Source organism: Pseudomonas sp. PDM02, assembly GCF_014852285.1.
GTDB lineage: Bacteria > Pseudomonadota > Gammaproteobacteria > Pseudomonadales > Pseudomonadaceae > Aquipseudomonas > Aquipseudomonas migulae.
Map to the genome: position 1 here is coordinate 198,367 of NZ_JACVBL010000007.1, position 23,800 is coordinate 222,166.

Consider the following 23,800-nt stretch of genomic DNA (forward strand, 5'->3'; position numbering starts at 1 on the left):
CTTTTCAGTTTTTCAACTGAAAGCTTCACTCCTCAAACCCCGTGACCCTCTGCCTATAAATAGATTGCAGCTTTATAACGGATTTTAGACAGCTCGTATGACATTTTTTTGAAGCAACCCGTCACATTTAACTCATGTACATCCCGCCGTTCACCGGGATTGTAGCCCCAGTAACGTAAGCCGCACCGTCGGATGCAAGAAAAGCGACCACAGACGCGATCTCTTGAGCTTGCCCCAGACGACCCAGCGGAATTTGCGCCTGCAAGACTTCACGCTGTGCCTCGGGCAGTTCGCGGGTCATATCGGTGTCGATGAACCCAGGGGCCACCGAGTTTACCGTAATCGAACGCGAACCGACTTCACGCGCCAGAGCACGGCTGAAACCTTCCAGACCTGCCTTGGCGGCAGCGTAGTTTACTTGGCCTGCGTTGCCCATGGCACCCACAACCGAGCCAATACTGATAATTCGTCCCCAACGGGCTTTGGTCATACCGCGCAGAACGCCCTTGGACAGGCGGAACAGACTGTTCAGGTTGGTATCGACGACGTCATGCCACTCGTCGTCTTTCATGCGCATCACCAGGTTATCGCGGGTGATGCCGGCATTGTTGACCAGGATCGCCGGCGCACCGAACTGCTCCTGGATGCTCGCCAGCACAGCGGCAACGGATTCGTCGCTGGTGACATTCAGTTCCAGGCCAGTGCCTTGAATACCGTTTTCTTTCAGGGTAGCGGCGATGCGCTCGGCACCCGAGGCGGATGTCGCGGTGCCAACAACAATGGCGCCCTGACGACCCAGTTCCAGGGCGATGGCCTGGCCGATACCGCGGCTCGCACCGGTGACCAGTGCAACTTTACCTTGCAGACTCATGCAAGCTTCTCCTGATTCAGGCCAACGCTGCACGGGCGGCAGCGAAGGCGTCTGGGGTATTGAGGTTGGATGTCGACACGCCTTCGGCGCAGCGTTTGTTCAAGCCGGCCAGCACTTTGCCGGGGCCGCATTCGACCAACTGGGTCGCGCCCTTGGCGGCCAGCGCCTGGACCGACTCAACCCAGCGCACAGGCTTGTAGAGCTGCTCAAGCAGATCGCGCTTGAGGGTTTCGAGATCGGCCGGCACGTTCGCGCTGACGTTTTGTACCACAGGAATCTGTGGTGCCTGCCAGTTGATCGCAGCGATCGACTCGGCGAAACGCTCGGCGGCTGGACGCATCAGCTCGCAATGGGACGGTACGCTGACCGGCAACGGCATGGCGCGCTTGGCACCACGAGCCTTGCAGCCTTCGATGGCGCGCTCGACCGCAGCCTTGGCACCGGCAATCACGACTTGACCCGGAGAGTTGAAATTGACCGCGCTGACCACTTCGCCTTGCGCCGCTTCGGCACAGGCTGCCAGTACGTCAGCATCGTCCAGACCGAGAATGGCAGCCATACCGCCCTGCCCGGCCGGAACGGCTTCTTGCATCAGCTGACCGCGACGCTCCACCAGTTTCACCGCGTCGCCCAGACTCAGGCTGCCCGCAGCGACCAGGGCGCTGTACTCGCCCAGGCTGTGACCGGCAACATAAGCCGGACGCGCACCACCTTCCGCCAGCCACAGACGCCACAAGGCGATCGAGGCGGTCAGAATGGCCGGCTGGGTTTTATCGGTTTGATTGAGTTGCTCTTCCGGCCCTTGCTGGGTCAGTGCCCACAGGTCGTAACCGAGCGCGTCGGATGCTTCTTTGAATGTTTCGAGGACCACCGGATGTTGCGCGCCCAACTCGGCCAGCATGCCGAGGGACTGCGAACCCTGTCCTGGAAAGACGAATGCGAGGGAAGCAGACATGTAACAAGCCCCTAATGATCTTGTCGTCGGAGAATTGACGTCCCGCTTGGGGGACGCAAGAAACTGACAGTTGGATGGCAAATTGAACTGAGCGGTCACATTTAAGCATTGTCCGACGAAAACGCCTAAAGCAACAAATCCTCCAGACGACCGTGAATGCGTTCCGGCAGGTTTTCCTGGATCTCGATCAAGGCCCGCTGAATCGCACTCTGGAAGCCCTGAACCCCTGCCGAACCGTGGCTTTTCACCACAATCCCCTGCAACCCGAGGAAGCTTGCGCCGTTATGCCGAGCAGGCGCCAGATCAGCCTGAAGACGCTTCATCAGCGGCAGCGCCAGGGCGCCCACCATTTTCGATGCGAGGTTTTTTTTGAAAAGCGCTTCAATTCGCCCGGCAATCATGGTCGCCAGACCTTCACTGGACTTGAGCAAAATATTGCCGACAAAACCGTCGCACACCACCACATCCGCCTCGCCACGGTACAAACCGTCACCTTCGACAAAACCGATGTAGTTGATGCCGCGAGCACTCTGCAACAAGGTTGCCGCCAGCTTGACCTGCTGATTGCCCTTGATGTCTTCGGTGCCGATGTTCAGCAATGCAACCCGTGGACGAACGATGCCCAGGGTTTGCGCCGCGACCGAACCCATCACCGCAAACTGCAGCAAATGCTCGGCGCTGCAATCGACGTTGGCCCCCAGGTCGAGTAACTGACAGTAGCCCTTCTGCGTCGGAATCGCCGCGACCATGGCCGGCCGGTCAATGCCCGGCAAGGTCTTGAGCACGAACCGTGACAAGGCCATCAGCGCGCCGGTATTGCCGGCGCTGACGCAGGCCTGAACCTTGCCATCACGCAACAACTCAAGCGCCACGCGCATCGACGAATCCGGCTTGCCACGCAAGGCCTGGGCAGGTTTTTCGTCCATGGTGATCACTTCGGATGCCGGGGTAATCGACAGGCGCGAGCGATCCACAGCCGATTGGCCAGCGATCAATTCTTCAAGAAGGGAGGGTTGACCGACAAGGGTCAGGTGCAGCGAGGGTGTAGCAATCAGACAAGCGAGGCTGGCCTGAACAATGCTGCGGGGACCGAAGTCCCCGCCCATTGCGTCAATCGCGATGACTTGAGCGGACAAGTGATTACTCGTCAGCGCCCTTGTCGATCACTTTACGGCCACGGTATACGCCTTCTGGCGATACGTGGTGACGCAGGTGAACTTCACCGGTGGTTTTTTCTACAGACAGGGTGCTAGCCTCGAGAGCGTCGTGCGAACGACGCATGTCACGGGCGGAGCGGGATTTTTTGTTCTGCTGAACAGCCATAATTGATTAACTCCTAAACGTTTGGGTCACGCTTTAACTGCGCCAATACACTGAACGGGTTGGACCGCGTTACCTCGTCCTCGCTCGGTTCGGGCTCATCGAGACCCGCCGGCTGCTGGCATTCTTCCGGATGATGAGCAGGCACAATGGGCAAGGCGAGCAGAAGCTCCTCCTCGATCAGTGACTGCAGATCCAAAGGATCTTCGCCCAGTTCCAGCACGTCATAACCTTTCGGCAACGACTGGGTATTCGCACCCTCCTTCACCACAGCATAACTGCATTCGCTGTGGATCGGCAGGGTGACCAGCTCAAGACAACGCTGGCAAACCATTTTGACTTCGGTGTCGATAAAGCTGTGGATTACCACAGACTTACGTTCATCTCGTTCAAAAACGAATTTAGCCTGCACCGTACCGACATTGTCGGAAAGCGGGTCGCAGAGTCTCTCCAAATCGGCCAGCAGCAGTTCACCTTGAAGGGTGGTGCCACGGTCAGCCAATTTGCGCGGGTCAACGTGAGGTGGAATCGGGTCATTCAACATAGGCGCAGCATTATAGGGATGCACCCAGCCATGTCAAAGGAAATTCAGCCCTGTCCGTCACCTGGAAGCCTCGCTAGAATTCGCGCCTGTCTTCTGGAGATGCGCATGCTGCCTTTATTACTCGCTTCAAGCTCAGTGTATCGCCGGGAATTGCTGGCCCGCTTGCAGCTGCCATTCACTTGCAGCTCGCCGGACATCGACGAAAGTCATCGGCCGAATGAGGCCGCCGTCGAACTGGTAAAGCGCCTCGCCGAAGAAAAAGCCCGGGCTCTTGCCGGCAGCCACCCCGCCCATCTGATTATCGGCTCTGACCAGGTTGCAGTGCTCGGCGAGCGCATTATCGGCAAACCCCACACCTTCGAAAAGGCTCGCGAGCAGTTGCTGGCCTCAAGCGGCGCGAGCGTAACCTTTCTGACCGGCCTGGCCCTGCTCAATAGCCAGACGGGACACTGCCAGGTCGACTGCGTGCCGTTCACCGTACACATGCGCACACTCGACACCGCACGCATCGAACGCTACCTGCGCGCCGAACAGCCCTACGATTGCGCTGGCAGCTTCAAGGCCGAAGGTTTGGGGGTGAGCCTGTTTCAACGCACCGAAGGCCCTGACGCCACCAGCCTGATCGGCCTTCCGCTGATTCGCCTGATCGACATGCTATTGGCTGAAGGGGTGCAAATCCCCTGACGACTGTCGAGTCCTTCACCGACCTTGAGGGCGCCATCGCCAGCAAGCCGGCTCCTACAGGATGTGAGCGCCAACAAAAAACCGGCCACTTGGGCCGGTTTTTTTATGTAGCCGGAAGATCAGCGCAGCGACGGACCCTGGAAGCCCATCCACATCGCCAACTGCTCAGCCACGCTGGCGCCCAGTTTCTTCGAGAAGCGATCGAACGGCGATTCCTGAACAGTGAAGTCCACCAGCTCTTTCTCGCCAATCACATCACGCGCCACCGAACTGGCATTTCCAAGACCATCGATCAACCCCAGCGGCAGCGCCTGCTCACCGGACCAGACCAACCCGGAGAACAACTCCGGATGCTCTTTGTCCTTGAGCCGGTCGCCACGACCCGTCTTGACGCTGTTGATGAACTGCTGGTGCGTCGTATCGAGCACGCCCTGCCAGAACCGAGTCTCCTCAGGCTTCTGCGGCTGGAACGGATCGAGGAACGACTTGTGCTCGCCCGACGTATAGGTCCGACGCTCAACACCCAGCTTCTCCATGGTGCCGACAAACCCGTAACCCGCCGCTGTCACACCAATGGAACCCACCAGGCTCGCCTTGTCGGCATAGATCTGATCCGCCGCACTGGCAATGTAATAAGCACCGGAAGCCCCCAGATCGGAGATTACCGCGTAAACCTTGGTGTCCGGGTTCAAGCCGCGCAACCGGCGAATCTCGTCATACACGTAGCCGGACTGCACCGGACTGCCGCCCGGACTGTTGATGCGCAGGATGACACCTTTGACCTTCTTATCTTCGAAGGCGGCACGCAGGCTACCGACGATGTTGTCAGCGCTGGCGGGCTCCTTGTCGGCGATCATGCCCGTCACTTCGATCAACGCAGTGTAATTAGCGCTGCGAGTGGCGGCTTTTTCCATGTCCATCAACGGCGTAAACAACACCAGTGCGCCAAACAGGTACACAAAGGTCAGCAACTTGAAGAAAATCCCCCAGCGACGCGACCGACGCTGCTCCTGCACGCTGGCGAGCAGGGTCTTTTCCAGCAGCTTCCAGCTTTTCTCGTCACCGCTCTCTGCGCTCGGCTTGGCGGGCGCCTTCCATTCGTCGGTCATGACCATCTACCCCGGCAAAAACGTATTAAGCCCGCTGACTCAGCCAGGCATGCAATTCTGAAAAACGATCAATAGCCAGCGCCGGTTCGAACAATTTCAGCGCTTCAATCGATTGCGCGCCGTAGCTGACCGCCACCGAATCCATGCCGGCATTGCGTGCCATCTGCAGGTCGAAGGACGAGTCGCCAACCATCAACGCTTGCTCCGGACGAACTTCGCAATGGGCGAGGATCTGCTCAAGCATCAGCGGATGGGGTTTGCTGGCGGTTTCGTCGGCGGCACGGGTGATGTCGAAATAATCTTCCCAGCCGTGCGACTTCAGCACCCGATCCAGTCCGCGACGCGCCTTGCCGGTGGCAACCGCTAAATGATAACCCTCGGCGCGGAACGCCTCCATCGACTCGACGACCCCTTCGAACAACGGCGAAGGCACGGCTTCAGAGGCGATGTAGTGGTCCGCATAATGCTCGCGAAACGCCACCAGTTCGGTATCGCTGATCTCGGGGTACAGCGTGCGAATCGCTTCCGGCAGGCCCAGGCCGATGATGCCTTTGACAGCAAAGTCATCGCGCAACTGAAAACCGGAACGCTCGGACGCAACGTGCATCGCCTCGACAATCCGACCAATGGAATCAGCCAGCGTGCCGTCCCAATCGAAAATCAGCAGCTTGTAATCAGAGGGGTGCACTCAGGCGCTCCACAGTCTTGGCCCACATCTCGTCGACAGGCGCCTGCAACTTCAGTTCGCCGCCATCCGGCAGCGGCACGGTCAGCATGTACGCATGCAGGAACAGGCGCTTGCCGCCCAGATCGCGGATTTCCTTGCTGAAATCGTCATCGCCGTACTTGGTGTCGCCGGCAATGCAATGCCCGGCGTGCAAGGTGTGAACGCGAATCTGGTGAGTCCGGCCAGTGATCGGCTTGGCCTCGATCAAGGTGGCAAAGTCGCCGAATCGACGCAGGACCTTGAACACGGTCACCGATTCCTTGCCCTCCTCCTCGTCGACCTCGACCATCCGCTCGCCGGAACGCAGATTGCTCTTGCCCAGCGATGCACGGACTTGCTTGATCGATGCCGCCCAGTTGCCGCGAACCAGCGCCATGTAGCGCTTGTCCACGCCATCACCGCGCAAGGCCGTGTGCAAGTGACGCAGCATGCTGCGTTTCTTGGCGATCATCAGCAGGCCGGAGGTGTCACGGTCAAGGCGGTGAACCAGCTCGAGCTCCTTGCAATCCGGACGCAACTGACGAAAGGCTTCGATCACGCCATAAGTCAGGCCGCTGCCGCCGTGAACCGCAATGCCGCAAGGCTTGTTGATCACGATCAGCGCTTTGTCTTCATAGATAATCGAGGCTTCGAGCCGTTGCAGCAGGCCTTGGGCCAGCGGCACGGGTTCGTCGCGTTCAGGCACGCGAACCGGCGGCACGCGCACGATATCGCCCGCCTGCAGCTTGTATTCGGGCTTGATCCGGCCTTTGTTCACTCGCACTTCGCCTTTACGCAAAATGCGGTAAATCAAGGTCTTGGGCACGCCTTTGAGCCGAGCGAGAAGGAAGTTATCAATACGTTGGCCGGCATATTCCGGCGAGACCTCAAGCAGTTGTACGCCTGGGGTCGAGGGGGCAGTAGTCGTCATGGCGCGGATGATATCAATTTTTTATGGAATTGAAGCACTTAATCATTACTGCTATAGTCGCGAACGCCGCCAAAAGCGGCCTGGACAGCGGACAAACGGTCAAAAACCGGCCCTGACCAATGCAATTCACCAGGACGCGAGGCCGTCCTACGGCGCTTTCGCTACGTAACGGTGGAGTTTGCAGGTGTAACGAGCGCAGGTGACATGAGGCCTGAATCACGCCGCAAAGCAGAGTTTTCACTCGCTACGCGAGCCCATATTCACGGCCAGTTCACAAAGTGCAGTCAGCTGCGAATGACCCCGAGCGAACGCTTCGGAAACAACGCCTAAATTAGCCATGATGCGTGACCTCCCCTTTCGGAGCTCACGGTAAATGCCAACCCGCTGCGGATTCTGCGCGCGGCAGCACCCGAATTATCAGGGATACGTGTAGGGTGGAGATGCACAACCGCTGGACTGTGTAGCAATAGGCTTTATCAAGACGCTTCATCTCGTCCACAGCCGCCGGTTGATTCCTCCTCCTGACTGAGTGCTTAAGTAGCCACAGCAAGCAGGACGCGTACGTCGCGACGAAGGCCCACATTGGCCGGACTTCGCTAGACACGGGAATGGCCAACCACTCCCGACGCACCTGACACCGACCATGAGAAGTCGTGTGTGCCGAACGCCGTTTCCGGCAGCCCGGAAACCGACGGTACTACATGAAAAGAATGCTGATTAACGCAACTCAACCCGAAGAGTTGCGTGTTGCACTGGTAGATGGCCAACGCCTCTACGACCTGGACATCGAATCCGGTGCACGCGAGCAGAAGAAGGCCAACATCTATAAAGGCCGGATTACTCGCATCGAACCAAGCCTTGAGGCTGCCTTTGTCGATTTCGGCTCCGAGCGCCACGGCTTCCTGCCCCTCAAAGAAATCTCCCGCGAATACTTCAAGAAAGCCCCTGAAGGCCGCGTCAACATCAAAGACGTCCTGAGCGAAGGCCAGGAAGTCATCGTTCAGGTCGAAAAAGAAGAACGTGGCAACAAGGGCGCAGCCCTGACCACCTTCATCAGCCTGGCCGGTCGTTACCTGGTTCTGATGCCGAACAACCCGCGTGCCGGCGGTATCTCCCGTCGCATCGAAGGTGAAGAGCGCAACGAACTGCGTGAAGCCCTGAACGGTCTGGTTGCACCGGCCGACATGGGTCTGATCGTGCGCACTGCCGGCCTGGGCCGCAGCAGCGAAGAAATGCAGTGGGACCTTGATTACCTGCTGCAACTCTGGACCGCCATCAAAGAAGCCTCGCTGGATCGCTCCGCGCCATTCCTGATCTACCAGGAAAGCAACGTGATCATCCGCGCCATCCGCGATTACCTGCGCCAGGACATCGGCGAAGTGCTGATCGACAGCGTTGAAGCCCAGGACGAAGCCCTGACCTTCATCCGCCAGGTGATGCCGCAGTACGCCAGCAAGATCAAGCTGTACGAAGACAGCGTTCCGCTGTTCAACCGTTTCCAGATCGAAAGCCAGATCGAGACCGCTTTCCAGCGCGTCGTCGAGCTGCCTTCCGGTGGTTCCATCGTTATCGATCCGACCGAAGCCCTGGTGTCCATCGACATCAACTCGGCGCGCGCCACCAAAGGCAGCGACATCGAAGAAACCGCCCTGCAGACCAACCTTGAAGCCGCCGAAGAAATCGCCCGTCAGTTGCGCCTGCGCGACATCGGCGGCCTGATCGTCATCGACTTCATCGACATGACCCCTGCCAAGAACCAGCGCGCCGTGGAAGAGAAAGTCCGCGAATGCCTGGAAGCCGACCGCGCTCGCGTGCAGGTTGGCCGCATCTCGCGCTTCGGCCTGCTGGAAATGTCCCGTCAGCGCCTGCGTCCATCGCTCGGCGAAAGCAGCGGCATCGTTTGCCCGCGTTGCAACGGCACCGGCATCATCCGTGATGTTGAATCGCTGTCGCTGGCGATCCTGCGACTGATCGAAGAAGAAGCCCTGAAAGACCGCACCGCCGAAGTTCGCGCACAAGTGCCAATTCCGGTCGCAGCCTTCCTGCTTAACGAAAAACGCAACTCGATCACCAAGATCGAACTGCGCACCCGTGCCCGCATCGTCATTCTGCCGAACGATCACCTCGAAACGCCGCACTTCGAAGTTCAGCGCCTGCGTGATGACAGCCCGGAAGCCAGCATCAACCAGTCCAGCTACGAAATCGCTGCTGCCGCTGCCGAAGTCGAAGAAGTCCAGCCAGCCGCTGCGACCCGCACCCTGGTTCGCCAGGAAGCCGCGGTCAAGACTGCGCCGGCCCGCGCCAACGCTCCGGTTCCGACCGAAGTCGTCGCCGCACCGGTTGCTGCACCGGCCGCCGCGCCAGAGCCAAGCCTGTTCAAAGGCCTGGTGAAGTCGCTGGTCAGCCTGTTCGCTACCAAAGAAGAGCCTGCTGCTCCGGTTGTGGTTGAAAAACCAGCGACCACCGAGCGCCCGGCCCGCAACGAAGAGCGTCGCAACGGTCGTCAGCAGAGCCGCAACCGTAACGGTCGCCGCGATGAAGAGCGCAAGCCTCGCGAGGAACGTGCACCGCGTGAAGAACGCGCACCACGTGAGCCACGCGAAGCCCGTGAAGAAACCCCGGCAGTCGCTCGTGAAGAACGCGCTCCACGTGAAGAGCGCGCACCACGCGCCCCTCGCGAAGAACGTGCACCGCGCGCGCCTCGTGAAGATCGCAAGCCACGTGGCGAGCGTGAAGAACGCGTTCGTGAACTGCGTGAACCGCTGGACGCCGCCGCTCCGGCTGCTGCTGCCGCTACCGCTACCGCTACTGCTGAAGAGCGTCCAGCTCGTCAGCCACGCGAAGAGCGTGCGCCACGTCCTCCGCGTGAAGAGCGTCAACCACGCGCCGAGCAAGCCGCTGCCGCCGTTGCTGAAGAAGAGCTGACTGGCAACGAAGAGCAACTGCAGGAAGACGGTCAGGAAGGCGCCGAAGGCGATCGTCCACGCCGCCGCTCCCGTGGCCAGCGTCGTCGCAGCAACCGTCGCGAGCGTCAACGCGATGCCAACGGCAACGTGATCGAAGGTTCGGAAGAATCCGAGTCCGCCGAAGGTAACGAAGGCGCCGAAGCACCAAGCGCTGCCGATCTGGCCGCTGGCCTGGCTGTTACCGCAGCCGTTGCCAGCACCGTGATCAGCGCTCCGGCCGAAGCACAGGCCAACGAGCAAGCCGAACGCGCCACTGCCGCCACACTGGAAACTGCTCCAGTCGAAGCGCCAGTCGTTGAAGCGACCACGCCTGTAGAAGTAACTGCCGCTCCAGAAGTCGAAGTGGCTCCGGTTCGTGAAGCACAGCCTGAAGTCGAAGCTGCCGCCGAGCCTGCCGTCGTTGTTGAAACGCCTGCCGTGGTTGCAGAGCCGGTTGTTGAAACCGTCGCTGAAACCGTGACCGAAACCGTTCGTGAAGTTCGCGAAGAGCAAACCGCTTTCAACTGGGTTGCCGAGCCGGTAGCGGTCGAAACGCCAGCACCAGTTGCTGAAGTTGCGGTTGTCGAGCCTGTTGTTGTGGCTGCCGAACCAGAAGTGGCTCCGGTTGTTGAAGCCCCTGTTGTCGCCGAAGTGGCTGCACCAGTGGTTGAAGCTGCCCCGGCCAGCGCCCTGACACCAAGTGGCCGCGCACCTAACGACCCGCGTGAAGTGCGTCGTCGCAAGCGTGAAGAAGAGCGCCTGCAGAAGGAAGCCGAACTGGCTGCCGCTGCTGCTCCGGTCGCTGTCGAAGTGGCACCGGTTGTTGCTGAAGTCGTCGAGGCTGCTCCTGCCCCGGCTGCTGAAGTGGCTGCCGAGCCAACTGACTCCGTGATCGACGAAGCTCCACGCTCCGTTCAGGAAGCGGTAGAGCAACACGAGCAAGCCCAGGAAAAAGAGCACGAGCCTAAACCTCTCGTCTGATTCCATCGGCTACTAAAAAGCCCCGCCTGGTAACCCAGGCGGGGCTTTTTTATGCCGGCGGTTCCACAGTTAGACCGCGTTATCGTTCTTCGCGGGCAAGCCTCGCTCCTACAGTGATCGGCGGAAAACCTGTAGGAGCGAGGCTTGCCCGCGAAAGCGGTGTATCAGGCGAAAACCAACGCCTCAGGCACATCCACATCCCACAACACCCCGGCATCCTCCACCGCCACCTCAACCACCCTTGCCGACGCAAACAACGGCTTGGCCCCGCGATCACCCGATAACGCCTTCAAACCCGGTCCAAACGTTCGCCCGAAACCAACCGGATGCCCGTATTCGCCATTGATCACCGGAACACTGATCCCATCTTCAGCAATCCCCGCCAACACCTGCTCAACCGTCGACGGCAGAATGAACGGCATATCCCCCAACACAATCAACCAGCCACCGAGCTGCGGGCACGCCGCCACCCCAGCCGCAATGCTGTCGCCCAAGCCGGTCGACTCGATCAGCACAATCTCGAAACCATACGCCTGAGCCATACGAGCCACTTGCGGGCGATCTTCGGTCGTCACCAGCACGCGTTTCGCCAGCGTGGCCGGCAAACTCACCAACACCTGCTCGATCACCGAACGAACGGCGCCATCGCGCCCCGTACAGTCCGCCAACAACTTGTCCCTGTCGGCCCCCGCCACCTGTCGAAACCGAGTGCCCTGCCCCGCCGCCAACACGATGACGCCGATTGGCCCGCTCATGCCTCCTCCTGCAACGGCTTCTTCTGTTTCAGCTCGACGCCGTTCTTGATCGCGACAATTTCCGCCAGCAGCGACAAGGCGATTTCCGCCGGGGAATGGCTGCCGATGTGCAGGCCGATCGGGCCGTGCAAGCGCTCGATGGCCTCTTGGGACAAGCCTAGCTGAGCGAGGTTTTCCCGGCGCTTCAGGCTGTTGACCCGCGAACCCAGCGCACCGACGTAAAACGCCCTGGAATCGAGCGCCGTCAGCAACGCCATGTCATCCAGGCGTGGATCGTGGGTCAGCGCGACGATGGCCGTACGTTCGTCGGTCTGGATGTTCAGCACCGCTTCGTCCGGCATACCGGATACGAAACGCCCGTGCTGTTCTTCCCAGCCGTAGACGAACTCGGTGCGTGGATCGCAGATCAGCACTTCGAAATCCAGCAGCCGCGCCATCTCGGCAACATAACGGGACAATTGCCCCGCGCCGATCAACAACAACCGCCAACGCGGACCGTAAATCGCGCGTAGCGTGGTGCCGTCAAAACTCAGCGCATCGTTCTTGGTCGCCGGCTGCAACGTTACTTCACCGCTCGCGATATCCAGCGAGCGCGCCGTGATTTCATGCGCCTCGCAACTCACCAGCAACCCGGCAACCCAAGCCGGGTCGCCGACTCGTTCCTCGGTCAGGCGCAACGTGCCGCCACACGGCAAACCAAACCGTGCGGCCTCCTCGCGAGTAACGCCGTAAGTGATCAACTGCACCGGCGGCCCATCAGCCGGAATCCGGCCATCGTGCAGCCGGGCGATCAAGTCATCCTCGACACAACCACCGGACACCGAACCGATCACCACTCCATCTTCGCGCAAGGCCAACATCGCGCCAGGTGCCCGGGGCGCGGTGCCCCAGGTCTGGACCACGCTGTACAACACCACTCGCTGACCGGCGCGGCGCCATTCCAGCACGCTGCGCAGGACATTCAGATCGACGCTGTCCATCAAGCCTCGGCCTTCTGCCAACCTTGCAATTGATAACGAACCGGCAAGTTGCGGATGCGTTTGCCGGTGGCGGCGAAAATCGCATTGCACAGCGCCGGCGCAATCGGCGGCACGCCAGGTTCACCGACACCGCCCAACGGCACCGCGCCCGGCGGCGTGACCAGATGCACGGCAACTTCCTTCGGCGCCAGGGACATGCGCGCCACTTCGTACATGTGGAAGTTGTCTTGCTGGACCTTGCCGTCCTTGAAACTGATCTCGCCCAGCACCGCGTTGCCCAGCCCCATCACACAAGCGCCTTCGAACTGCGAGCGAATTCGCTCGGGGTTGATCTGCGGGCCGCAATCCACCGCAATATCGGCCTTGTGCACGATCAACGTGCCGTCATCTTTGACTTCGACCTCGATCACCGCCGCCACGTAAGTGACGAAGCTGTAATGCACCGCCAGTCCCAGGCCTCTGCCCTTCGGCAACTCTCGGCCCCAACCCGCGGCTTTCGCGGCGGTTTCAAGGACGGTGCGCATGCGCCCGGTGTCGATCGGATAGCGTTCGGGCGACTCGCCGTAGTTCCACTCTTCACTCAACGTACGCGGATCGATCTGACGGTCCGGACCGAGCAATTTGATCTGGTACTTGAGCGGATCCTGTTTGGCCTTGTGCGCCAACTCATCGACAAAGCACTGGATCGCGAAGCCGTGAGGAATGTTCGACACCGAACGATACCAGCCGACCCGCGTATGAATCGCCGCTTCCGGGTTCTCCAGGCGCACGTTGGGGATCGCGTAAGCCATGTTGGTGAAGCCCATGCCCAGCTCGAAAGCGGCCTCATGGTTCATGCCCGGCGCGAACAGCGCGGTGATACTCGGCGCGACCGTGCGGTGCAACCAACCCGACGGCAAGCCGTCCTTGTTCAGGCTGGCCTTCAGGTATTCAGCGGAGACGGTGTGGAAATACGAACAATGGATGTCGTCTTCACGAGTCCATTGCACCCGCACCGCCTTACCGGGGAATTCCTTGGCGAGGATCGCCGCTTCGATGATGAAGTCCGGCTTGGACTTGCGGCCGAAACCGCCGCCGAGCAGGGTGACGTGGAAGGTGACGTTATCGAACGGAATGCCCAGGCGTTCGCCGATTCGTTCACGGGTGACCTGCGGCGCCTGGCTTGGCGCCCAAGCTTCGCACACGCCATCCTTGAAACGGGCGATGGCGACCATCGGTTCCATCGGCGCTTGCGTCAGGTGCGGCAGATAGTAAGAGGCTTCGAGGGTGCTGTCGGCGCCGCTCATGGCCTGGTCGATGTTGCCGGTATTGCGCACCACTTTGCCGGGTTTGAGCGACGCCGCTTCAATTTCCTTGCGATAGGCGATCGAGTCGTAGCTGGCGTTGGGGCCGTCGTCCCATTCGATTTTCAGTGCATCGCGGCCCTTGATCGCCGCCCAGGTATTGCTGGCCACCACCGCCACGCCGCCCAGCGGCTGAAACTCCGAGGGCAGCGGACGGCCTTCGATCTGGATGACTTTGACCACCCCGGGGACTTTCAGCGCCGCGCTGTCATCCACGGATTTGACCTTGCCGCCGTACACCGCCGGACGTGCAATTGCGGCGTAAAGCATGCCGTCAATATGCACGTCGGCACCGTAGATCGCGCGACCGTTGACGATGTCAGCACCGTCGATGGCCTTGGTGCCTTCCTTGCCGATGTAGCGGAATTCTGACGGATCCTTGAGCCGCAGGCTGTCACGCGCCGGCACCGCCAGCGCACCGGCAGCGACGGCGAGCGCGCCGTAACCCAGTTCACGACCGCTCGGTTTATGGATGACTTTGTGCAATTGCGCGTGGCACTCGCCGACCGGGACTTTCCACTGTTCGGCGGCCGCCTGTTCGAGCATGGTCCGCGCGGCTGCACCGCAGCGGCGCATCGGCTCGTACCAGTGGCGCATGCTGCGCGAACCGTCGGTGTCCTGGTTACCGAAGCGCACTTCATCGCCCGGCGCCTGTTGCACTTTCACCAGCGCCCAGTCGGCTTCAAGTTCATCGGCCACGACCATGGTCAGGCTGGTGCGTACGCCCTGGCCCATTTCCGAACGGTTGCAAACCACGGTCACCGTGCCATCCGCAGCGATGCTGACGTACACCTTCGGATCATCGATCCAGCCGTTGGGCATGCCGTCGGCACCGAATTTCTTTTCCTTCTCGGCTGCGAACGCGTCCTGCCAGCCCCAACTCGCGGCGACCACCAGCGCACTGGTGGCACCGACGCCTTTGAGGAAGCCGCGGCGGCTGAGGTTACTCAGGGCGAAATCATTCGGGAACTGGCTCATGCCTTGGCTTCCTTCAGGTGAGTGGATGCCTGGCGGATGGCGGTCTTGATGCGGTTGTAGGTGCCGCAACGGCAAATATTGCCGACCATCGCCTCTTCGATCTGTTCGTCGCTCGGGTTCGGGTTGGTCTTGAGCAGTGCGGTGGCGGACATGATCTGCCCGCCCTGGCAGTAACCGCACTGGGCGACGGCGGTGTCGAGCCAGGCTTGCTGCACGATTTGCCCGACCGGGTCGGCGTGCAGGTTGTCGATGGTGCTGACGTTCTGACCGACTACCGAGCCGATCGGCGTGATGCAACTGCGTGCCGGGGCGCCTTCGATGTGAATGGTGCAGGCGCCGCACAGGCCCATGCCGCAGCCGAACTTGGTACCGTTGTAACCGGCCACGTCGCGGATGGCCCAGAGCAGCGGCATGTCCTCGGTGACATCGAGTTGATGGTCTTGACCATTGAGTTTCAGGGTAATCATGGGCACGCCCGCATAGTGGTATGGGTTATGGGGTCGAGCAATCTGCCGCTGGGGGATTAGCGGTTGGCATCACGCAGATCGACTCAGGCTAATGAGGCTCTCTTATGCGGACGGAGATGTCTGCATCGGGCCCTTGATGGAGCAAATGCTTGCATCGTTAGGGGGCTAAGTTAACCCAGCATTAACAAAAAAGCCCTGCACAATCGAAGATGTGCAGGGCTTTGAGATCAGCCTTGAAAGCGTAGCCTCAATACTGATTGGGCTCCATTTCCAGATCGACATGGAAACGATCTGAAATGTCCTTTTGGATGCGCTGTGCCAGGTTCAGCAACTGCAGGCCAGTCGCGGCCCCGTAGTTGACCAGCACCAGCGCCTGCAACTTATGCACGCCTGCGTCGGCCTCGCGAAAACCTTTCCACCCTGCCCGCTCGATCAGCCAGCCCGCAGCCAGTTTCATCTGCCCGTCGGGTTGCGCGTAAGCCACCAGGTCCGGGTATTCGCCTTTGAGCCGAGTGACCAGTGCAGCCGACACCAAGGGATTTTTGAAGAAGCTGCCGGCGTTACCAAGCACCGCCGGGTCCGGAAGCTTTTCGTTGCGGATGCTGCAAATCGCCTGGCTGACGTCGGTGGCGGTCGGGTGATCGATGCCTTGCTCGGTCAGACGCTGACGCACCGGGCCGTACTCCAGATGCAAGTGCTCGGCACGGTCCAGGGCGAACCGAACCCGCAGGATCAACCAGCGCCCCGGTTCCTGTTTGAACAGGCTGTCGCGGTAAGCGAAGTTGCATTCGGCCAGCGTGAAGTCGCGCAGCTCGCCAGTCTGGCGATCCAGCGCGGTCAGGCCGGCGAACACGTCCTTGATCTCCACGCCATAGGCGCCAATGTTCTGCATCGGTGCCGCGCCGACGGTGCCGGGGATCAGGCTGAGGTTTTCCAGACCCGACAACCCCTGCGCCAGGGTGTGTTGCACGAACGGATGCCAAGGCTCGCCGGCTTCGGCTTCAATCACGACCTTGTTGCCGTCGTCGCTCAAAATGCGAATCCCGCGGGTGGCCATGCGCAGCACCAGCGACTGGATGTCGGCGGTCAGCAGCAGGTTGCTGCCACCACCGATCACCAGCAACGGCACGTCATGCTCCACCGCATAGGCCAGCGCCTCGCGCACGTCGGCATCGCTGTGAGCCTCGGCAAACAAGCGCGCCTGAACGTCCACGCCAAAGCTGTTGTAAGGCTTGAGCGAAACCTGTGGCTGAACCTGCAAACTCATAACCGGCCCTTCAATTCGATCACCAGTCGATCACAAGCGCTTTCGATCAAGTCGAGCACCTGCTCAAAGCCCTGGTTGCCATCGTAGTAAGGGTCCGGCACTTCATCGACTTGCGACTGGTAGCGACGCAGGAACAGGTCCAGTTCGGCCTTGGACTTGCCCTTGGCAGGTTGCAGCGCCATGAGGTCACTCAGGTTGCTGTTGTCCATCGCCAGGATCAGGTCGTACGTGGAAAAATCGGCGCGGGTCACTTGCTGGGCGCGCTGCATCGACAGGTCGTAACCGCGCAGCTTGGCCGCGGCCTGGCTGCGTTTGTCCGGAGCCCTGCCGACGTGCCAGTCACCGGTGCCGGCGGAGGCGACTTCGACTTGATCGGCCAGCCCCGCTTCGCGCAATTTGTGCCGCAGCACACCTTCGGCCGTGGGTGAACGGCAGATGTTGCCCAGGCAAACGAACAAAACCCGCATCAGGCCTCCAGCAGTCGACGAACGCGCTCGAGGTCTTCAGCCGTATCGACGCCGGTGGGCGGTGCGATCAGCGCGTCGGCGACGTGAATCCGCACGCCGTGCCACAGCGCACGCAGCTGTTCCAGGGATTCGGTGTTTTCCAGCCAGCACGGGCCCCAGCTGACGAAGTCATGCAGGAAACCGGCGCGGTAGGCATAGATGCCGATGTGGCGGCGATACGGCACGCCTTCCGGCAGCACGTCGCGACTTTTCGCGAACGCGTCCCGAGCCCATGGCAACGTCGCACGACTGAACGTCAGTGCCAGGCCATTGAGGTCGCTGACCACCTTGACCACGTTGGGGTTGAACAGGGTTTCGACATCTTCGATCGGCTCGGCCAGCGTGGCCATGCGCGCTTCGGTGTGGGCCGCGAGGTTGGCCGCGACCTGATCGATCACGCTTGGCGGGATCAGCGGTTCGTCACCCTGCACGTTGACCACAATCGCGTCGGACGCCAGACCGAGTTTTGCAGCGACTTCAGCCAAACGGTCCGTGCCGGAATTGTGGTCTTCGCGGGTCAGCACCACGTCGGCACCAAACGCAATGCACGCCTCGACAATGCGCGCATCGTCAGTGGCAACCACCACACGCTCGGCGCTGCTTTTGCACGCTTGTTCCCAGACGTGCTGGATCATCGGCTTGCCGGCGATCAGCAGCAGCGGTTTGCCCGGCAGGCGGGTCGAGGCGTAACGCGATGGAATGACGACGGTAAAGGCTGTGGTCATTTATCCAGACGCTCGTCGGTGGTCAGCGTGCGAGCTTCGGTTTCGAGCATCACCGGGATGCCGTCGCGAATCGGGTACGCCAGGCCGGCGCCCTTGCTGATCAGCTCGGTTTTGTCGGCGCTGAGCTTGAGCGGGCCTTTGCAGACCGGGCAAGCGAGGATGTCGAGCAATTTGGTGTCCATGAGCATTCCCTGGATATAAACGGTTTAAGGCAAAAGTCGAGCCGGCAACAGGCGCATCAACTGCGTATCGAACCAGGCCACGAAGGCCGGCGATGGCGCAGCATCGACCGCCAGGTACCACCAATCGGCGGCGGCGAAGGCACGGCACTTCACCGCGTCCTTTTCGGTCATCACCAACGGCAATGACGGTGTGAAATTCAAGGCCTGCACGCTGTACTCGGCGTGGTCGGCAAATGCATGCGGGACTGGCTGCCAGTGTAGCGTTTCAAGGGTCGTGAAGAAACGCTGCGGATTGCCGATCCCGGCCACGGCATGCAGCGCCTGGCCTGCTGGGAAGTGGTCGAGGGGACGGCGTTCGCCACTGTGCAGGTTGACCAGTTCCGTGGGTTGCAGCTGGAAGGCAAAACCGTTGTCGCGATCATCAGTAGCGCCGTTGAACAGCACCGCGTCAACGCTTTGCAGGCGTTCGACCGGTTCGCGCAACGGTCCCGCAGGCAGGCAGCGCTGGTTGCCCAGGCCTCGGGCGGCGTCAATCAACACCAGCTCAAGGTCGCGGGCCAAACGGTAATGTTGCATGCCGTCGTCGGAGAGAATCAGGTCCAGAGGTTCGCTCGCCAGCAGCGCTTTGACCGCACTGCTGCGGTCCGGGTCGATCATCAACGGAACGCCGGTACGCTGGACGATCAGCAGCGGTTCATCGCCGGCGATGTCGGCGCTTTGATCGGACTCGACGCGCCATGGCAGTTGCGGCGGTTTGGCGCCATAACCACGGCTGACCACGCCGACCCGCAAGCCGCTGCGCTGACAATGCTGGATCATCCACAGAATCAGCGGCGTCTTGCCGGTGCCGCCCACCGTGATGTTGCCGACGACGATCAGCGGCACCGGTGGCTGATAAATCTCGCCCTCACCCGCCAGAAAGCGTTTGCGCTTGTTCATGACCACGCGCCGGTACAGCCACTCCAGCGGCTGCAACAGCTTCAGGGCCGGATGACCCTGGTACCACGCGGCGAGCAAGCGATCGGACATGGCCATCAGGGCGCGGGCTGCGCCGCCTCGACAGTGGTCATGCGCAGGTGACTGAAGCCGAGTTTGCCGGCGGCGTCCATGGCGGTGATGACCGATTGATGCTGGGTCTTGCCATCCGCACTGATCGACAGCGGCAGGTTGGTGTCACCGTTGGATTCTTTTTGCAACGCGTCCATGAGCGCGGTCAGATCGTTCTTCTGCAAGACCTGATTGTTCACCGAGAACACGCCTTCGGCGCTGATGGCCACGTCCAGGTGTTTGACCTGTTGGTCTTCGGCAGGCGAACCGCTGACCGCTTCGGGCAGATCGACGCGCAACTGGGTTTCACGGGTGAAGGTAGTGGTCACGACGAAAAACAGCAGCAGGATAAACACCACGTCGATCAGCGACGCGAGGTTGATGTCGACCGTTTCCCGCGGTTTGCGGCGGAATTTCACGCTTTTTTGCCCTCGGTCAGGTCCACGTCACGATCACCCTGTACCACCTCGACCAGCTTGATCGCTTCCTGCTCCATGCCCACCACCAGCTCATCGATGCGGCGTTGCAGGAAACGGTGGAAAAATACCGCAGGGATACCGACCATCAGACCAGCAGCCGTGGTGATCAAGGCCTTCGAAATACCACCGGCCAACACGGCGGCATTGGTGCCCATGCCCGTCCCCATGAACGCGCTGAAAATATCGATCATGCCCAGCACGGTGCCGAGCAAACCCAGCAACGGCGCCATGGCGGCGATGGTGCCCAGCGCATTGATGTAGCGTTCGAGCTCATGAATCACCCGTGCGGCGGCTTCTTCGATGCACTCTTTCATGATCTCGCGACCATGTCTGGAGTTGGCCAGGCCCGCCGCCAGAATCTCGCCCAATGGCGAATTGGCGCGCAATTCCTTGAGTTTTTCTTTATTGAGTTGCTTGTCCTTGATCCACACCCAGACCTGCCCGAGCAAGTGTTCCGGGGTCACACGACTGGCGCGCAGGGTCCAGAGACGCTCGGCGACGATCGCCATGGCCGCGATGGAACTCAGAATGATCGGCAGCATCATCCAGCCGCCGGATTTGACCAATTCCCACACAGTGACAGTCCCCTCGAAAAAGTGCGCCACTCTAACATAGGGGGTCGATGCACCGAAGACCGTGATGTCGCATCCGGTCGGGCTTTCATAACTCGCGGTTATTGCGTGGAACGCCAGAAACGCCGTTCTTGACGCATCGTCCACGGGGGATGGAAGCGTCCGAGGTGCAGACGGATGGCGCCCTGCTCGGCGCTGTCATGGATTTCCATACCGCGTTTTTTATAACGGGCCATGACCGTGGGGTGCGGGTGACCGAACGAATTGCCGTTGCCGCGAGATATCAGCACGGCTTTGGGTTGCAACGCAGTGAGCAACGCCATCGACGACGAGCTGCGGCTACCGTGGTGCGGCGCCTGCAACCAATCGGTGGGCACTGCGAGCGGGCTGTCGAGCAGGGCACGCTCGGCGGCGCTGTCGATGTCTCCGGTCAGCAATAATCGCTCGCCATTGGCTTCGATTTGCAGCACGCAGGATTTTTGATTGCGGTCCGTGGCCGAAGGCCATTGCCAGAGCTGAAACCTCACGCCGTCCCAGGTCCATTGCTGGCCACTCTCGCAGGCATCGGCGTGCAATTCGGCAGGCAGCGCCAAGGGATCACCGCTGAGCACCAGCTTTATCGGCAAACCATTGGCAACCGCTCGCGCACCACCAGCGTGATCGGCGTCGGCATGGCTGATCAACATCAGGTCGAGTTCGTTCACGCCGAGTTTGCGCATCGCTGGCAGGACCACTCGCTCGCCTAGATCGAAGTCGCCGAAGCGTGGTCCGGTGTCATACAGCAGCGTGTGATGGCGAGTCCGCACCAGAATCGCCAACCCTTGGCCGACATCCAGTTGCCAGACTTCGGCGATGCCCTCGGGCAAAAGTGGCCGTGGTGAAAAAACCAGCAACAGCAACAACGGCCAACCCAACGGGCGCAGCGGTACACCGCGAGGCATTAACAGAAGAAACGCGCCGAGCATGCCCAGTGCCCATATCCACAATGGAATCGCCACGGGCACCCACGCGGGCAATTGACCGGCCATCAACCCAAGGCCCTTGAACAGCCAGTCGATCAGCCCACCCGCCAACCACAACAAGCCCTCGCCCACATACGGCAGCGGCAACAACAGGGTTCCCAGCAAAGCCGGTGGCAATACCAGCAAACTGATCCAGGGCACCGCCAGCAGATTGGCGACCGGCCCGCTGAGACTGATCGGCAATCCCAGAACCAACAGCAATGGGCCCAGGCCGATCGCGATCAGCCATTGAGCACGGGTCCAGGTTTGCCACCATCGCCACGGCCCCAAGCGACCGCCGAAGGTGAAGATCAACACCGCCACTGCGGCGAAGGACAGCCAGAAACCCGGTTGCAGGCTCGCCAGCGGGTCCAGTAACAAAACAGCGTTGAGCGCCAGCAACAGAGGCCACCAGGCGCCGAGGTGACGAAATCGCAGGCGCCACAACAGCACCAGGCCGATCATCACGCAGGCCCGCCGCACCGGCACTTCGAACCCCGCCAGCAGTCCGTAACCAAGGGCGGCGGCGAATGCCAGTGCGCAGGCCCATGGCAGCCACGGCAAGCGGTTCGGCCACACCCCATAACGAGCGAGTCCGGCAATCAGCAGGTAAACCACCCCCGCCAGCAAACCGATGTGCTGTCCGGAAATCACCAGCAAATGCACGGTGCCGGTATCTTGCAGCACCTGCCAATCCTCACGACTCAGCCCGGCACCATCCCCCAGCACCAGCGCAATCAACACCCCGGTTCGCCCCTGGGCATCCACGGTTTGCAATCGCTGGCGGATGCTGTCGCGCCAGGCCCATCGGGCCTCCCTGAGCCGCTCACCGTCCTTGATCGTTCCGGTAGCGCCGATGCGTTGTGCCAGCAGCCAGGCGTCGTAATCGAAGGCATGGGGATTGAGCAGCCCGGCAGGACGCTTCAACTTCACCGCGAGCCGCCAGTGTTCACCACTGTTGACCGGCGGTCCGTCATACCAGGCCAGGCGCATCCGTTGCGGCACCTTGGCCTGTCGCGACCGGACGTCTGTCAGTTCGAAGCGCACAACTCCGTCATTGTTCTGCGGCAAACCGGTCACCCGCCCTTCGACCCAACGGGTTTCGCCATCGAGATGCGCTGGCAAACGATCATCCAGCGCCCACTGCGCATTTGCGCCGGCCCAACTGAAGCCGAACAGAAAAAACGCCAATGGGTACGTGCGGAACGGCAGCGCCATCAAACCCGTTACGGGCAACACCAGCCATAACCAGACCGGCGGTAATACCGGCAAAAAACGCAGGGCCAGCAGACCCAACGCCAGCGCCATCATCCCTGTGCGCATACGCCCGTCCTTGAGAGTCCCCTCCTAGGCATAGCCGGCTCGCGGCACGTGCATCGTTATTAATTGTCACAAAGTCTGAATGGGCGGCTCATAGAATCCAGACATACTTGCCGCCTTAACCGACCGAGAAGCCCTATGCCCCGGCGCTTATTCAAACGTTACATGCCAGACCCGATCAGCATCAGGGAACACAAATCCTTACGCTTTCTCGGCACGCTGTTGCATGACCCGAACCTCTGGCACCTCAACCGTCACTCGGTCGCACGGGCGATGGCGGTGGGTTTGTTTGCGGCGTTCCTGCCGATTCCGTTGCAGATGCTGGTGGCGGCGGTTCTGGCCATTGTCGTACGCGGCAATATGCCGATTGCGGTCAGTCTGGTCTGGCTGACTAATCCGATCACCATGCCTGCGGTGTTTTTTTGTACGTACCAGACTGGGGCGTGGTTGATGGATGTTCCGGCTCGTCATCTGCCGGATGAGTTGACCTGGGAGTGGATCAGCGGGGAGCTGTCTACGCTGTGGCAGCCGTTTTTGCTGGGGTCGGTTGTGGTGGGGCTGGTGTTGGGGGCGCTCGCTTATTGCCTGGTGATGATGTATTGGCGGTGGTGGGTGAGTCGGCAGTGGGCTCGGCGCAAGAAGAAGCGGATGTTGTGAATGCGGTAGCTGGGCGGGATTGGATCGGGGGTTACATATCCATTACTGCGGTGACGGCGGCTATTGGTTTCGCCCTTACGGCGAGTCACTTGGAAGAGCCCCAAGTAACCAAGGGCTCTTGCCCCTTTCGTTCGGTGCCTCGCCTAGGCTCGGCATGCCCTCGCTCCGGTCCTGCTCCGTGGGCCCGCCGCCATCGGCCATCCATGGCCGGGGGCGGCTAACCCGGCATCCATGCCGGGTTGCCCACTGCGCAGAACCTCCACTCGGCCTCTCGAGGGGGCGCTCAGATCAAAAGCGGAAGGCGAGCTAACGCTCGGCCTGATGAGTGGTGAAAAGCGAAAGCAAACGCGATTCCCTGTAGGAGCGAGGCTTGCCCGCGAAAAGCGTCTGGACACCGCGTTCATTCAGAAAGCACGCGTTATCGTTGACGTCCATCGCCAGCAAGCTGGCTCCTACAAGGAAAATGCAGATGCGT

23 protein-coding genes are annotated in these 23,800 nt (G+C 60.8%); 3 read left to right on the forward strand and 20 right to left on the reverse strand.

Annotation, left to right across the window (positions count from 1 at the left end; genetic code table 11):
• Window positions 1-127: 127 nt before the first annotated feature.
• From fabG to IB245_RS14380, 5 genes are all read right to left on the reverse strand, one after another.
• On the reverse strand, window positions 128-871 hold the full coding sequence (fabG, locus tag IB245_RS14360) for a 3-oxoacyl-ACP reductase FabG (protein ID WP_008040890.1): 744 nt from the start codon (window positions 869-871) through the stop codon (window positions 128-130).
• A gap of 16 nt (window positions 872-887) precedes the next feature.
• Window positions 888-1,826 (reverse strand): ACP S-malonyltransferase, encoded by a 939-nt coding sequence (gene fabD, locus IB245_RS14365; RefSeq protein ID WP_192227907.1) that lies wholly within the window; start codon window positions 1,824-1,826, stop codon window positions 888-890.
• Window positions 1,827-1,951: 125 nt separating this feature from the next.
• Complete coding sequence (gene plsX, locus IB245_RS14370) at window positions 1,952-2,962, reverse strand: phosphate acyltransferase PlsX (RefSeq protein ID WP_081500214.1); 1,011 nt, start codon at window positions 2,960-2,962, stop codon at window positions 1,952-1,954.
• 4 nt (window positions 2,963-2,966) lie between these two features.
• Entirely contained in the window at window positions 2,967-3,149 is a 183-nt protein-coding gene (gene rpmF / locus IB245_RS14375; RefSeq protein WP_003179396.1) for a 50S ribosomal protein L32, read from the reverse strand.
• 13 nt (window positions 3,150-3,162) lie between these two features.
• Window positions 3,163-3,690 (reverse strand): YceD family protein, encoded by a 528-nt coding sequence (locus IB245_RS14380; protein WP_008031588.1) that lies wholly within the window; start codon window positions 3,688-3,690, stop codon window positions 3,163-3,165.
• A 105-nt stretch (window positions 3,691-3,795) separates the two neighbouring features.
• Here IB245_RS14380 and IB245_RS14385 point away from each other — a divergent pair, with 105 nt between their 5' ends.
• A complete protein-coding gene (locus IB245_RS14385) occupies window positions 3,796-4,374 on the forward strand; it encodes a Maf family protein (RefSeq protein ID WP_008040893.1) in 579 nt (192 codons plus the stop codon).
• A gap of 119 nt (window positions 4,375-4,493) precedes the next feature.
• Here the strand turns inward: IB245_RS14385 and sppA are convergent, their stop codons facing one another.
• The 3 genes from sppA to rluC are packed head-to-tail and all read right to left on the reverse strand — an operon-like array spanning window position 4,494 to window position 7,120.
• A complete protein-coding gene (sppA, locus tag IB245_RS14390) occupies window positions 4,494-5,483 on the reverse strand; it encodes a signal peptide peptidase SppA (RefSeq protein ID WP_008031583.1) in 990 nt (329 codons plus the stop codon).
• Window positions 5,484-5,508: 25 nt separating this feature from the next.
• Window positions 5,509-6,171 carry an HAD-IA family hydrolase gene (locus IB245_RS14395; protein ID WP_192227908.1) on the reverse strand — a complete coding sequence of 221 codons (663 nt, stop codon included), beginning with the start codon at window positions 6,169-6,171 and terminating at the stop codon, window positions 5,509-5,511.
• Window positions 6,158-7,120 carry a 23S rRNA pseudouridine(955/2504/2580) synthase RluC gene (gene rluC / locus IB245_RS14400; RefSeq protein WP_192227909.1) on the reverse strand — a complete coding sequence of 321 codons (963 nt, stop codon included), beginning with the start codon at window positions 7,118-7,120 and terminating at the stop codon, window positions 6,158-6,160. Before rluC ends, IB245_RS14395 begins: the two co-directional genes overlap by 14 nt.
• A 701-nt stretch (window positions 7,121-7,821) precedes the next feature.
• Between rluC and rne the strand changes: the two genes are divergently transcribed.
• A complete protein-coding gene (gene rne, locus IB245_RS14405; protein ID WP_192227910.1) occupies window positions 7,822-11,046 on the forward strand; it encodes a ribonuclease E in 3,225 nt (1,074 codons plus the stop codon).
• Window positions 11,047-11,210: 164 nt separating this feature from the next.
• Here rne and IB245_RS14410 read toward each other — a convergent pair whose 3' ends face one another.
• The 12 genes from IB245_RS14410 to IB245_RS14465 all read right to left on the reverse strand — a co-directional run bounded on the left by IB245_RS14410 (window position 11,211) and on the right by IB245_RS14465 (window position 22,671).
• Window positions 11,211-11,801 (reverse strand): NTP transferase domain-containing protein, encoded by a 591-nt coding sequence (locus tag IB245_RS14410; protein ID WP_192227911.1) that lies wholly within the window; start codon window positions 11,799-11,801, stop codon window positions 11,211-11,213.
• On the reverse strand, window positions 11,798-12,781 hold the full coding sequence (locus tag IB245_RS14415; RefSeq protein WP_192227912.1) for an XdhC family protein: 984 nt from the start codon (window positions 12,779-12,781) through the stop codon (window positions 11,798-11,800). Before IB245_RS14415 ends, IB245_RS14410 begins: the two co-directional genes overlap by 4 nt.
• Complete coding sequence (locus IB245_RS14420; RefSeq protein ID WP_192227913.1) at window positions 12,781-15,102, reverse strand: xanthine dehydrogenase family protein molybdopterin-binding subunit; 2,322 nt, start codon at window positions 15,100-15,102, stop codon at window positions 12,781-12,783. The genes IB245_RS14415 and IB245_RS14420 overlap by 1 nt, the downstream gene beginning before the upstream one ends.
• Entirely contained in the window at window positions 15,099-15,569 is a 471-nt protein-coding gene (locus IB245_RS14425) for a (2Fe-2S)-binding protein (protein ID WP_008031566.1), read from the reverse strand. The genes IB245_RS14420 and IB245_RS14425 overlap by 4 nt, the downstream gene beginning before the upstream one ends.
• 247 nt (window positions 15,570-15,816) lie before the next feature.
• A complete protein-coding gene (gene murB / locus IB245_RS14430; RefSeq protein WP_192227914.1) occupies window positions 15,817-16,836 on the reverse strand; it encodes a UDP-N-acetylmuramate dehydrogenase in 1,020 nt (339 codons plus the stop codon).
• A complete protein-coding gene (locus tag IB245_RS14435) occupies window positions 16,833-17,303 on the reverse strand; it encodes a low molecular weight protein-tyrosine-phosphatase (protein ID WP_192227915.1) in 471 nt (156 codons plus the stop codon). Before IB245_RS14435 ends, murB begins: the two co-directional genes overlap by 4 nt.
• A complete protein-coding gene (gene kdsB / locus IB245_RS14440; RefSeq protein WP_008045101.1) occupies window positions 17,303-18,067 on the reverse strand; it encodes a 3-deoxy-manno-octulosonate cytidylyltransferase in 765 nt (254 codons plus the stop codon). Before kdsB ends, IB245_RS14435 begins: the two co-directional genes overlap by 1 nt.
• Window positions 18,064-18,249: a Trm112 family protein gene (locus IB245_RS14445; RefSeq protein ID WP_007945752.1), complete on the reverse strand. Its 186-nt coding sequence runs from the start codon at window positions 18,247-18,249 to the stop codon at window positions 18,064-18,066. Before IB245_RS14445 ends, kdsB begins: the two co-directional genes overlap by 4 nt.
• A 24-nt stretch (window positions 18,250-18,273) precedes the next feature.
• Entirely contained in the window at window positions 18,274-19,284 is a 1,011-nt protein-coding gene (gene lpxK / locus IB245_RS14450; RefSeq protein WP_192227916.1) for a tetraacyldisaccharide 4'-kinase, read from the reverse strand.
• On the reverse strand, window positions 19,284-19,715 hold the full coding sequence (locus tag IB245_RS14455) for an ExbD/TolR family protein (RefSeq protein WP_008031559.1): 432 nt from the start codon (window positions 19,713-19,715) through the stop codon (window positions 19,284-19,286). The genes lpxK and IB245_RS14455 overlap by 1 nt, the downstream gene beginning before the upstream one ends.
• The gene (locus tag IB245_RS14460; protein ID WP_008045105.1) at window positions 19,712-20,350 is read right to left on the reverse strand and encodes a MotA/TolQ/ExbB proton channel family protein; all 639 of its coding nucleotides are present in this window, start codon (window positions 20,348-20,350) and stop codon (window positions 19,712-19,714) included. Before IB245_RS14460 ends, IB245_RS14455 begins: the two co-directional genes overlap by 4 nt.
• A 98-nt stretch (window positions 20,351-20,448) precedes the next feature.
• The gene (locus IB245_RS14465) at window positions 20,449-22,671 is read right to left on the reverse strand and encodes a DNA internalization-related competence protein ComEC/Rec2 (protein ID WP_192227917.1); all 2,223 of its coding nucleotides are present in this window, start codon (window positions 22,669-22,671) and stop codon (window positions 20,449-20,451) included.
• A 135-nt stretch (window positions 22,672-22,806) separates the two neighbouring features.
• On the opposite strand from IB245_RS14465, the gene IB245_RS14470 reads away from it, so the two are divergent.
• Window positions 22,807-23,325 carry a DUF2062 domain-containing protein gene (locus IB245_RS14470; protein ID WP_008031552.1) on the forward strand — a complete coding sequence of 173 codons (519 nt, stop codon included), beginning with the start codon at window positions 22,807-22,809 and terminating at the stop codon, window positions 23,323-23,325.
• Window positions 23,326-23,800 lie beyond the last annotated feature (475 nt).